Raw genomic sequence first — 12,542 nt, forward strand, 5'->3', positions numbered from 1 at the left:
ATTATCACCCAAGCTCGCTTGTGATTTAAATATTTTTGTTTTACTTATTCCTTAAGGGTCGCCTCGAGAGCTGACGTACAGGGAAACGCAAAATGATATCCAAAATTCGTCCAAGCCGCCGCATGGTGGTTTCCGCCGGAATTGTCGTACCTTTGACGGCAACGGCCGCCGAAGCGAAAACGACGCGGAAAAAGCATAAACTCATCACGTTCGGCGACCTGAAGGCGGTTAATGGCGGGGCGAGCTTCACCGCCGGCGACCTGACGGTCGACATTCTGTTTGCCGCCTCGGGCACGGTCAGTATCGTCAAATATGCCACGGGCAGTTCTCCGGACAGAGCGGGCTTTTTTCTGTCCCCGGAATCGCTGGCCGAGAATGTCAAACTGTCGCAAACCGCCGCCGGCGCCAGCCTGCTAAGCGACGACCTTGAGGTCCGCATCAACAAGCGGACAATGAATATTGGATTTTATCGCGCCGGCATACCTTACCTCAGCGATACCTCTTCACGGCTCGACACGCAGACCTTCGACCTCCCCGCCGCCAGCGATCTCTATGGCCTGGGGCAGTTTCGCGATGCTATGCCCAATTACCGCGATAAGGCCATCTACCTGGCGCAGGCCAATATGGACGCGGTCAACCCGTTCCTGTTCAGCCCGAACGGCCTCGGCCTTCTGTGGGATACCCACACGGATACCCACCTGAAAAACGCCGGTACAGGCTTGACCTACTCCAACACGGCGCCCCTGATCCGATACCACGTCTGTCTTGGCAAGGATGCCGACGCCGTTATCGCCGGCTACCGCCGTCTCACGGGTCATGCGCCACTCCTGGGCAAATGGGCTTACGGTTTCTGGCAATCCCAGGAGCGCTATAATTCCCAGGCGGAACTGACCGGTATTCTAGACGGCTATCGCGACAGAAAGCTGCCCATCGACGTCATCGTGCAGGATTGGCACTATTGGGGCGACGATGCTTATTTCAGCGGCATGGTGTGGGACAAGGTGAGTTTCGCCGATCCCAAAGGCATGTGCGATCACGTCCATGCACAACACGCCCACGTCATCGCTTCGGTCTGGCCCGCCTTCGGTCCCGCCAGCGAGGTGTTCAAGGACCTCGACGCCGAGGGCCTGCTCTTCAAGGGAGCGCATTGGAGCGGCGGCAAGGTACTCGACATCACCTCGCCGCGGGCGCGCGACATCTACTGGAAGCATGTCAATGATGGCCTCTTGTCGGTCGGGCTTGACGGGTTGTGGACCGACGGCAATGAGCCGGAATTCATGGCGACCGGCAGCCGGTACGTTACCGCCAAATCCTATGCCGAAAACGGCGACTGCGCGGCGGGTCCGATCAAGGATCACCTTCTGACCTTCAGCTACTATCAAACACGGCTGTTCTACCAGAACCAGCGGACCCAGACCGATGCGAAGCGGCCACTGACACTGACCCGCAAGGTCTATGCCGGCCAGCAGGCCTTCGGCACGGTGAGTTGGTCAGGCGATATCTTTGCCGGCTGGCAAACCCTGAACTACCAGATCGTTGCGGCCCAGCAAATCGCCCTGTCCGGCCTGCCCTACTGGACCAATGATATCGGCGGCTTCCTTGTTACCCACCGTTTCCCTGGTGGTCTGGACAACAAGGCCTATCGTGAACTCTACGTCCGCTGGTTCCAGTTCGGCGCCTTCATGCCGGTCTTCCGGGCGCACGGTACCCAAATTCGCCGTGAGCTCTGGGCGATGGGCTCCGACGGCGATCCGCACTATGAAGCCCTAAAAAAGGCGCTCAATCTACGCTACACGCTGATGCCCTATATCTATAGCCAGGCAGCGGCAGTGACCTACAGAAACGAAAGTTTCCTGCGGCCGCTGGTCATGGACTATGCCGCTGATGGCAACATTGCTGACTATCCAAATCAGTATATGTTTGGCCGCAACCTTCTCGTGGCCGTGGTCAATACCCCCCTGGAAGCGGAGCAGGAGAACTATTTCGAGTTCATTCCGAACTATGCCGCCGTGGGTATCGACGGACCGGCCCCTGAAATCACCTTCTACGAAGGCGCCAATTTCGAGAAACGGGTCGACACGCGTCACGGTGACGATCTGAAGATGAGCTGGTTCGGCGATATTCCGTTCAGCCTGAGAGGAAAACCTTACAGCGCGCGTTGGAAAGGCAAGATCATTGCCCAGGAATCAGGATCGCACCGGATCCAGATCACTACCCAGGGCCTGATAAAATTCTCGCTGGACGGTGTGACGAAAATCGCCAGTAAAGGGACGGATACCGGCACCGCGACCCAGGCCAATGGAGGCGTCTCGTTCGGCGGCCACGATGGCGACGATGTCTATGGCTTCGACATGGTGCTAAAGGCCGGCCAAGCCTACACCTTCGAACTCACACAGAGCCTGCCCACGCCCGACATCGTCAGTCTGTGGGTCGAATGGATAAGACCTTCGCGCAAGGCAGATTTGCAAGTCGGTCCGGACAAGACACTCGATGTCTACCTGCCGGCCGGTTCGGATTGGTATAGTCTCATGGACGGCCAGCGCCACAGCGGCGGACAGACGCTGAAAGTCCGGCCTGCGCTCAGCGACATTCCTGTATATATCAAGGCCGGGTCGATCCTTCCGCAAACGCCCGGCATTCAGTATGCCACGCAGAAATCCGAGCAGATTGAATTACACATCTATGCCGGAGCCGATGGCGCCTTCACACTTTATGACGACGAAGGTGACGGTCACGACTATGAAAAAGGGGCGCGCCGCCACTGGCCGCTGACCTGGAGCGATGCGGCGCGCAAGCTGACCTTCGCGCCGGCCGATGGTACCTATCCGGGTGCCGACGCGACGACGACCTTCGCCGTGACCGTGCATGACGGCGACAGCACATTACTCCCCAAGTCTGTCACCGTGTCACCGTCACAGACCGTTACCCTGGACCTTTGACCATGCTGCGGCGTACCTTTATTACCGCTCTTTCCATAGGCGTTTTCGCCGGGTCGCCTGCCTTGGCAAAGCGCCGATCCGCCAGGCCTGTCGCCTTTGTGCATGGCGGAAAGACGCGCTTGCGCGGCATAACAGCCTATGCTTCTGAAGCGGCGATCAAGCCTGTACTTGTTCAGATCACCGGCAAGAACGGCAGCCATGTCCTGTCGCTCAAATCGGCCAGCACCGCTACCTTGCCCTCACAAGCGGTCGTTGGTCTCAGCTTTGGCGACCTGCCCGGTTTCAAGCAAGGCGTCGCCTTCTGGCGTTACGCCCCGTGGAAATCGTGGACCAAGCCGATGGCCATGACGCACGCCGCCGACCTGCAAACGGATGACGTCCAGTTCGCCTACTGGCAATATGACGACGGCACTTATGGCGTTGCCCTGCCACTCGGTGGCGGCGGCTTCCGCGCCACGCTCGGCACGGACGGCCACACGCTCATGACGATCGGCCGGGCACTTGGCCCTGCCCGCCCGACGCGCCCGATGCCGCAAGTCGCCATAGCCTTTGGCGCCGATCTCTACGCCACAATCACCGCGGTTTTTGAAGACGCCATGGACGCGCTCGGCACGCCGGAAAATCTGCGCAAGCATAAATCCCTTCCCGACGCCCTGACCAATCTCGGCTGGAACACCTGGAATGCTTCAAATCTCGGCAAAAATCTGTCGGGGGATTGGGTACTGGCCCAGGTCGAAACGATCAAGGCGGCTGGCGCGCCGATCCGGACGATCGTGCTCGATGATGGTCACTTCCAGGCGGTCGACAGTCAGTTGCAATCCCAACAGCCCGATACAGCCAGGTTCCCCGGCGGCTTCAAGCCCCTGGTCGACAAGCTGATAAACGATCATGGGTTCAAGCATGTCGGCCTATGGCATGCCTTTGACGGCTATTGGAATGGCATTGACCCCAATTCCGAACTCGGCAGGCAACATAACGGCGATCTGTTTTCCTGGACCCAGACCACGTCGCCCACCGACACGTCGGGAAAGCTGGTGACCTACAGCTTCCTCAAACCCGATCCCGCAATTTTAGGTCCCTATTTCGATACCTATTACGCCGATCTGAAAGCCGCCGGCATCAGCCTTCTGAAGGTCGACAACCAACTGGTCGCCGAACGGATGGCCAAGGACAACTACCCGGTATGGGACCTGGCCACCGCCATTCACAATGCCATCAATAAGGGGGCGGCCAAGCATTTCGATAACGCCCTGATCAATTGCATGGACATGACCAATGACGCCTTCCTAAACTTCGGAACAACGGCCGTTGCCCGTTCGGTAGAGGACTACTTCCCCTATAAACCAGGTGAGACCTACGACCTGCAGGAAGGCAACGCCGCCGCCCACTGTCTTCAGGCCATGTATAACGCTCTGTGGTTCGGCGAGATGGTCTTTCCCGATTTCGACATGTTTGAATCGACCAACCCAAATGCAGCACTGCATGCCTCCGTGCGCGCCGCCAACTGTGCGCCGATCTATATCACCGACAAGGCCGGAGAGCATGACGTATCCTTGCTTAAATCGCTGGTCGATGCCGAAGGCCTGACGCTACGCGCTGACACCCCGCTGCGCCCGACGAAAGACTGTCTCTTCCAACTCCAGTCGCCGGCTGCCTTCAAGGCGTCGTCGTTGACCGGAGGTGGCGCGCTGCTGCTGCTGGCCAACCTGGCCGATGCCGACATGGTTTCGGGAGAATGGCGTCTCTCGGATATTACCGGGCTGCCGCAGGGCGACTATGCCGGCTATGGCCATTTCGGCGAGACGGTCTACACCGTCGACTGGGACCAGGCCCAACCCATTCGCTGCAGCCGCCTAAAGCACGAACTGGTCCGTGTCGCGCCACTTCGTCACGGTAAGGCCGTATTCGGGTTGAAAGAAAAGCTCAACGGACTGGCATCGGTCGGCGACCTGACATGGGACGGCGACAGGCTCAGCCTGATCGTACGCGATGAAGGTGCTCTGCTGATCTATGCCGTCAGCGCTCCTGCATCTGTACACATCGACAACCAGACCGCACCGTTCACTTACCGGGACAATTTGCTGACCATCCCTCTGACAAACGGCCCGCGCACTTATCGCGTCACCGTGGCTTAAGAGAATTTATCTGTCGCGTCCGGGCAGAGACTCTACACACCATGCCCCCGCCGATTCATTGCATTGCGGGGAGGCCTTACTGAATCCCAAATATCCGAGTCGCGCCCCCTCCTCCTCCCCCATCGTCACGCTAAATGGGTGTAAATGGGTGACTAAGAGCGCCATTCGCCCGATAAGGCAAACCGCTACCCCGCTAAATGGGTGTAAATGGGTGACTAAGCGCGCCGTTCGCCCGATAAGGTCCCGACAGCTGGCCGCTTTTCGCGCCCAACCTAGCTGGTTTGAAATCAGCCATGCCGTTTTCAAGCCCCGCCAAGCCGCCCCAACCGGCGAAAACCAGGGTCATAAGGCCATGCGACACCCGTAAACAGCCCCCTTTTCACCCCTTCTGCGGATAAATCGTCTCGCCGCGTTTCAACATGGCCACGAAATCGGCAATCTTCTTCTTCCGCCCCGCCTCCGTCTTCAGATTTTGCACCCGAAACGCCAGGGCAAAGCGATTCTGCTTGCTGAGCTTCGCCAACATGGCCTTGGCATCCGGTTCGGCATCGATCGCCGCCTGCAAGTCGTTCGGAAACTCCATGGTCGCGCTGCCGGCATAGGCGCGGTCCCAGCGCCCGTCGGCCTTGGCCGCCGCGACATGTGCCAAGCCGTGCTCGGTCATCCGCCCCTCTTCGATCAGCCGCGCCACATTGTCGATATTGATCCGGCTCCACGTGCTAGCCTTGCCGCGCCGGGTGTAACGCTGCAGGAAACTCTTGTCGTCAAAGCTTTTGCGGATCCCGTCGATCCACCCCCAGCACAGGGCCACCTCGACCGCCTGGGCCCAATTGACCGAAGCCATCCCCGACGCGCCCTTATGCATCTTGATCCACACCTCGGTTTCACTGGCGTGATGCTCAGCCAGCCAGGCATAAAACGCCTCGGCGTCAACGAATTCCCGCACCTTGTCGGGATCAACGTAAAACGGTGCCATCCTGACTCCTCATAAGTATGTCTGTCGCCTGGCCTATCGCGTATGGGCCTTGATCCAATCGACGATCAGTTTGAGAAACTCCGGATCCGAACCCTGAGCCTCCTTCAGTTCGCTCCATTCCTCGACCGTGCCGGTCTTGGCGTGCTGGAAAAGGTGATTATACCCCTGCAATTCGACGACGGTCACGTCCGGATTGTCCTCCAACCCCTGACGCCAGGCCGGCATATTGTCCGCGGCCGGAACCTGCCGGTCGACCGAACCGAAAACCGCGAGGACAGGCACATGAACCTGACGCAGCACCGCCTGCGGATCGTGTTTGGACAATTCCCGAATGCCGCGCGGTGCAAAGCCCTTCACCACACCGTCGACCTGCTCGGCGGTTATTAACCCGCTCACCACATAGGGCGCCAGGGCCGCGCGCAGATTGGCTTCAGCCTCCGCGTCACTGTTGGCCGTCTTCAGCGACGCCAGCCCGGCCCGATACATGTCCAGCACCTGGGTAATTTGCGCCTCGGGCGCGCCGGCGCTTTTCATCTGCAATTCCACTTGGGTCAGCAGTATGTGGTCGGACGACACCGCCGGTCCGGCCAGGGCGACCACGAAACTGACCGACGAATTGCCGGCAGCGACGGCCGGCGCGATCAACCCGCCTTCGCTGCCGCCCAGCACGCCGATATGTTTGGGGTCGGCCTCGGGCCGGGTCTGCAACCACGCTGTGACCTTGGCAGCATCGTCGATCAAGTCGCTGAGCGCCGCGTCGTCGTAATGTCCCGTTGAAGCACCCGTACCGCGCTTGTCATACTCCAAGGTGGCTATACCATTGGCGTTCAAAGCCCGCGTCAGGACGGAATCGTTATTGCGCGTAAAAGGACCGTGCCCAGAGAACAGGACAACGGTCGGATAAGGCCCCTGGCCTGCCGGCATACGTAAGGTCGCGGCCAGGGTTACGCCGGCAGCGGCATTGTCGATCGTGAAATCTTCGACACTGCCAACGGCGATGTCCGCCAGCCGGCTTTCCAAAGCCATGTCGCGATTGGCCGTCGGGCCGGCCAAAATATAGACCGGACCGAAGTCCAGGGTCTGTTTCTGGCCGGCCACCTGCAGATTGAGATCGACATGGCCGGCCGCAAAGTCGCCCGGCGATGTGCCTTCGAGATAGTGCAGCCGCCAGTTTTCATCGATGTCGACCGTGGCCGCGGCAACATCCGGAGAACCGTCGCTGTCGCCCCGGGCGCCGGCGTAAAAATGGACTGGGCCGCTTTCCGACCGCGCCCAAAAGGCGATCACGACCGGATCGGCCTTATGGATATCGGCACCGGTCGGGGTATGGACGCCGATATCCCACGGGTGGCCGTCGGCCGGCCGCGTATCAACTTCAACATGAAAAGCCGAACCGCCGGGCACCCCTGTATCGCGGATAAAGCCGTGATGTTCGCCCTTGCCCCAGATCGTCCAATTATAGGCGGCGGGGTTGTTCACCAAAGGCGGATCGGACGTTTCCGCATGCGCGGTCCCAACCGCCAGCGCCAACAGACAAGCCCCAAAACTCGCGATCCGGCTGATGGTCATGTTACCCCCGATTGTTTCCGGACCTTCGCCCGCTCCGGTGTCCCGGTCAATATCGATGCAACTTTTTTTGCCCGCCCCGCCAAGCACGCCTTGACCCTCACGTGGCGTGAGGGACTATGCCACCGTCCTGCGTCCCCGGATTAAGCGAATAAGGCATGACACGCTATACCGTCAAACAACTGGCTGACCTGGCGCGGGTTTCGATCCGCACCCTGCATCACTATGACGATATCGGCCTGCTCAAACCCGCCTGGCTCGGGGACAATGGCTACAGGTACTACGAAAAGCCGCAGCTTTACCGGCTGCAGCAGGTCCTGCTGTATCGCGAATTCGGTCTGGCCCTGGAGGACATAAAATCCGTCCTCGACGCCCCCGGTTTCGATATTGCCAACGCCCTGCGCGGTCACCGCAACCGTCTCTTCCAACGCCTGGAGCACCAACAGCAACTGCTCGGCGTCATCGATGCGACGCTGGAGCAAATGGAAAAGGACACCGTTATGGACAACAATAGGCTCTACAACTGGCAATCCCCGGCCAAACAGGCCGAATACGAACAATGGCTGGTCGAACGCTACGGCCCCCAGGCCGAAAACTGGATCGCGAACAGCCGGCAACGCTTCGACAACCTGTCGCCGGCCGATCAACAGGCCGCCATGGACCGCCTGAAAACCATCGAAAGCGACCTGATCGAAGCTTTCCGGCGTGGTCTCGCTTCTGACGCCGCGGCCCTGGCGCCGGTGCTGGAACGCCACCGCGAATGGGTCGGCTATATGTGGAACACGCCCTGCCCGCCCGGCGCCTATGCCAACCTGGCCGACATGTATCTGGAACATCCCGACTTCATTGCCCGTTTCAACAGCATGGCTGATGGCTTCGCCCCCTGGTTGGGCGCCGCCATGAAAGCGCACGTTGCGGCATCATGATACCAAAGTCATCCACTCATTCGTGAGGCAAAAAAGTCAATAAATTCAATAAAAGCAGTGGGCGGAATGAGTGCTCGTCTACTCATTCGCGGCGGTGCAAAAATGTGCTCACAATCCTCGCGGAGCCTTGGCGAAATGTGGTGCGGCCGACCGGGGTCGAACCGGTATGGGTGTTAAGCCCGACGGATTTTAAGTCCGTTGCGTCTACCAATTTCGCCACGGCCGCATGCTTCGGGCAGGTAGAGGACACGCCTTCTGCCTCAATTGCCCCTCCCCGTAAAGTACTTACTGAGCCGGCTTAACCTCCGGCCGTGTAAACGTCACGTCCGTGCCGGCGATCATCCACAGGGTCGCCGACCATGCCGCCACGACCTGGTTCAGGTTCTGCGGATCGATCCGGTCCAACACGTCGTCCGGCGTATGGTGGGTGTTGAAATAGGTATAGCCGTCCTGCTCCAGGGTCAGGCACGGCACACCCAATTGATACAGCACGTCCGTGTCGGAATCCCCGCCCTTGGACGGGTCCTTCTTGATGATCACCCCAATCGGCGTCAGCAATTCCGCCATGGTCTTGTTGAACTGAGGGTCGGCGGTCGCCGGCAGGCTGGCGGCATAGACCTTGTCGGCACCGAAATCGGCCTCCATGGCCGCCACCATATTGCCTGCCTCGCCGCCATGGGCCTTGGCATAGTTGTCGCCGCCTGAGCCAAAACCCGCGGGCTGGGACATTTCTTCCGAGCCCCACAGCACCACGCGGATCGTCCGCTTCGGTCGCAAACCGTGATCCAGTATGGTCTTCGCCGCCGCCAGGGCTATGGCGTGCCCGGCCCCGTCGTCGATGGCACCCGTCCCCAGATCCCAACTATCCAGGTGCCCGCCGATAACCACGACCTGTTCCGGATGCTCGGAACCCTTGATCTCGGCCACCACATTGACCGAGGTCCCCAGACCCGGGAAGGTCGCGCCCGACGCCATCTTCAGCCGCACGGGCCCAAGCTTTACCAACCGGCCCAATTGCTCGGCGTCGGGCGTTGAGATCGCCATGGCCGGAATACCGTTACCGTCCGACCAATTGGTCGCCCCGGCGTGTGGAAAACGGTGATCGTCGGTGCTCAAAGACCGCAGCACAAAGCCAACCGCGCCGCGCTTTTGCGCTTCCACCGGCCCCTGCCAACGGATCTGCCCCGACATGGCGCCATAACCCGCCCCGTCCGAGGCCTGCGGCATGGGTTGCAGGATGACGACAATCTTGCCGGTCACATCGGCCGTCGAATCGGCAAAGGCCGCCCAGCTGTCGAATATGGCCGCCTCGGCTTCGACCGTGCCGCCGGTCGATCCGCCCAGGGCCACACCGACCAGCTTTTGCGGAAATTCACCCGTCACCTCGATGGAGTCATTGGCGCCGCGTACCCAGGGATAATAAGGGAAAGTCTCCACCGTCGCCGTGTCAAAACCCATGGCCTTCAGCCGCGCCGCCGCCCAATTGGCCGCCGCCTTTTCCCGGGCGCTGCCGGCCGGCCGCGCGCCAATCCGCGTGGTCATATCGCTGACCCATTGATAGGCGGCATTGGACTTCAAGGCGTCGTCGCGCAACACCGCCGCCTGAGCCGCCGGCGCCAAAACCGGTGCCGGCGCGGGCGCCGCAGGCTTCGGCTTGGCATAGGCACTGGTGGCCATCATGGCCGCAGTCGTCAGCAATACGATTTTCAAAAGCTTCATAACGGCCTTACCCCATGACTTCTTCAAAATTGGCCAGCGCATTGCGCGTCCGGCTTTCGGCAACGATCGGCTCCAGGGCCGCAACCAGCTCAGTGACGGCAGCATCGAGCTCCTGGGCGTCCTGCCCCCGCACCACCAGGTGCGTACCGAACTCGCCTGGCGTCATGCCGTAAGGATAGCTGCCCAAAGACAGCCCGTCGTACTTGGCGTCGATGGCCCGCAGCACATCGGCCGCCCAGCTTTCACCGACATAAGAAAGCTTGATGGTGCGCGACAACACCTTGTGGCCGGTGCGCAGCCGCGGCGCCACGTCTTCCAACATGCCGGCCATGATCTTGGGCACCCCGGCCATGACGAAGACATTGCCGATCTGGAAGCCCGGCGCCGCCGACACCGGGTTCTTGATCAAATCGGCGCCGTGCGGGATGCGCGCCATGCGCCGGCTATTGGCATTGAGCTCCCAGCCCATCTTGGCGGCGCGCTCTTCCAGCAGGCGCAAGGCCTCCGGATTCTCCGAGATGTCGACGCCGAACGCATGGGCAATACAGTCGGCGGTGATGTCGTCATGGGTCGGCCCGATGCCGCCCGTGGTAAAGACATAGTCGTAAGCTTCGCGCACCGCATTGACCGCGGCGATGATCTGGGCCTCGATATCGTGCACCATGCGCACTTCCATCAGATCGATGCCCATGGCCGCCAAAAACTTGGCGATTGTGTTGACATTGGTGTCGATGGTACGTCCGGACAGGATTTCATCGCCGATAATCACAATGGCGGCGGTCGGGTTGGCAGACGTAGTCATGAAGGCATTCCGGTGCAGATCGTAAATTTCAACGGCCTGATCAAAGGCCGATTGCGCGGGCGTTACAAGCGCTTTTTTGCCGACATCGAATTGGATACCGGTGAAACCATTACAGCACACTGCCCCAACCCGGGCAAGATGCTGGGCTTGCTCGATGACGGCAAACAGGCCCTGATCACCCACATAAACGACCCGAAAAAGAAGCTGCAATACCGCCTCGAAGCCTTGCAGAGCGGCGACATCTGGGTCGGCGTCAATACGCAATGGCCCAACCGCATTATATTACAGGCGATCGCGCGCGGTCTGGTCCCGGAACTGTCCGGTTATGCCACCCTGCGCCCCGAAGTGAAATACGGCCACAATTCCCGCATCGATATCCTGGCCTCGGACCACGTTAGCCTTCCCAATGCCTGGATCGAGATCAAGAACGTCCACCTGTCGCGCTCGGCGGGTTTGGCCGAATTCCCCGACTGCGTCACCGAACGCGGCGCCAAGCACCTTTATGAACTCATTGAGATGGTGAAGGCCGGTGACCGTGCGGTCGTGATCTTCTGCGTCCAGCGCCACGACACCACGGCGTTTCAAATCGCCCGCGATTGCGACCCCGGTTTCGCCAAGGCGTTCGACGCCGCGCGCGCCGGCGGCGTAGAATTTCTGGCTATCGCGTTTGAATTCAGTCCCGAAGGCCTGCGCCTGGATCGCTCTTTGACGGTGATTTAACCCGCCTTGGAGCACCAGGCGTCGGTGATATCCAACTGTCCGCACAAAGCCTTGGCCTGGCCGTCCGTGCTGACAGGTCCGACCTTCAGCCGCACCATCGGCTTGCCGGCGGCCGTCGTGATCTTCTGATAGGACGGATTATAGCGTGCAATGCCAGGATAACGGCTTTGCAAACTGCTCCATGCCTGTTGCGCCGCCGCCGTCGAACCGAACGATCCGACCTGGATCAAGCGACCGACGCTGGTATCGGCAACCTTGACGACCGCGACCGGCTTGGGCACCGGCGCAGCGACCGGGGTTTCCTCAGCCATCTGTGCGATCGGCACATCCGGCAGGGCCCGCATGGCTTCCAACTGAGCAATGGTAAAGGTCCGTACACCCGTGCGTTCATCCAGGCGCGAACCATCGTCGGGCGGTGGCACCTTTAACGGGTCGACCACCGATATCTGTAAATTGCCCGAAGCGTCCTTTTGTAACAGGCCGTTCTTGCCCACCGTCAAGTCCTTGGCGGTGTTGACCGCCAGCTCGACATCGGCCTTGGTCAGCTTCTTGTCGGCCGGCTGGCCGCTGTCATCGACCTGGATGGCCTTGATTTTGGCGAAGGTCTCCCCCAGATTCGAGTTATCGCAGGCGCTAAGACTGGCCGTAGCCATTACGGCGGCGCACAAAATTACGGCTTTACGAAACAGGGCGATCTGGGTCATAGAGCGATTATCCCCCCGCCCACTTAAATCAGGGTTAGGGACTATGGTTAACGAC

At 60.2% G+C, this 12,542-nt stretch carries 9 protein-coding genes and 1 tRNA gene; 4 read left to right on the top strand and 6 right to left on the bottom strand.

The features are described 5' to 3' along the window. Positions 1-92 precede the first annotated feature (92 nt). Both AC1DX3_RS04110 and AC1DX3_RS04115 read left to right on the top strand, forming a co-directional pair. Positions 93-2,939, top strand: coding sequence for a TIM-barrel domain-containing protein (locus tag AC1DX3_RS04110; protein WP_476987958.1), 2,847 nt, complete (start codon positions 93-95; stop codon positions 2,937-2,939). A gap of 119 nt (positions 2,940-3,058) precedes the next feature. Further along, the gene (locus AC1DX3_RS04115; protein ID WP_476987959.1) at positions 3,059-5,074 is read left to right on the top strand and encodes a Sip1-related alpha-galactosidase; all 2,016 of its coding nucleotides are present in this window, start codon (positions 3,059-3,061) and stop codon (positions 5,072-5,074) included. A 379-nt stretch (positions 5,075-5,453) separates the two neighbouring features. Here the strand turns inward: AC1DX3_RS04115 and AC1DX3_RS04120 are convergent, their stop codons facing one another. Next, a complete protein-coding gene (locus tag AC1DX3_RS04120; RefSeq protein ID WP_476987960.1) occupies positions 5,454-6,050 on the bottom strand; it encodes a YdeI/OmpD-associated family protein in 597 nt (198 codons plus the stop codon). Between the two features lie 33 nt (positions 6,051-6,083). Beyond that, the gene (locus AC1DX3_RS04125) at positions 6,084-7,619 is read right to left on the bottom strand and encodes an alpha/beta hydrolase family protein (RefSeq protein WP_476987961.1); all 1,536 of its coding nucleotides are present in this window, start codon (positions 7,617-7,619) and stop codon (positions 6,084-6,086) included. A 155-nt stretch (positions 7,620-7,774) separates the two neighbouring features. On the opposite strand from AC1DX3_RS04125, the gene AC1DX3_RS04130 reads away from it, so the two are divergent. Continuing rightward, on the top strand, positions 7,775-8,542 hold the full coding sequence (locus AC1DX3_RS04130) for a MerR family transcriptional regulator (protein ID WP_476987962.1): 768 nt from the start codon (positions 7,775-7,777) through the stop codon (positions 8,540-8,542). Between the two features lie 138 nt (positions 8,543-8,680). On the opposite strand, the gene AC1DX3_RS04135 is transcribed toward AC1DX3_RS04130, so the two are convergent. The 3 genes from AC1DX3_RS04135 to AC1DX3_RS04145 form a co-directional block, all read right to left on the bottom strand. Continuing rightward, positions 8,681-8,768: transfer RNA gene (locus tag AC1DX3_RS04135), tRNA-Leu, on the bottom strand. A gap of 59 nt (positions 8,769-8,827) precedes the next feature. Beyond that, entirely contained in the window at positions 8,828-10,261 is a 1,434-nt protein-coding gene (locus AC1DX3_RS04140; RefSeq protein WP_476987963.1) for a M20/M25/M40 family metallo-hydrolase, read from the bottom strand. Between the two features lie 7 nt (positions 10,262-10,268). Next, entirely contained in the window at positions 10,269-11,063 is a 795-nt protein-coding gene (locus AC1DX3_RS04145) for a competence/damage-inducible protein A (RefSeq protein WP_476987964.1), read from the bottom strand. 12 nt (positions 11,064-11,075) lie between these two features. On the opposite strand from AC1DX3_RS04145, the gene sfsA reads away from it, so the two are divergent. Then, positions 11,076-11,783, top strand: coding sequence for a DNA/RNA nuclease SfsA (gene sfsA, locus AC1DX3_RS04150; RefSeq protein WP_476987965.1), 708 nt, complete (start codon positions 11,076-11,078; stop codon positions 11,781-11,783). Here the strand turns inward: sfsA and AC1DX3_RS04155 are convergent. Then, positions 11,780-12,487 (bottom strand): SPOR domain-containing protein, encoded by a 708-nt coding sequence (locus tag AC1DX3_RS04155; RefSeq protein ID WP_476987966.1) that lies wholly within the window; start codon positions 12,485-12,487, stop codon positions 11,780-11,782. The two genes, sfsA and AC1DX3_RS04155, sit on opposite strands and share 4 nt — an antisense overlap. Between the last annotated feature and the right edge of the window lie 55 nt (positions 12,488-12,542).

It is taken from the genome of Asticcacaulis sp. P2_B1, assembly GCF_056404915.1.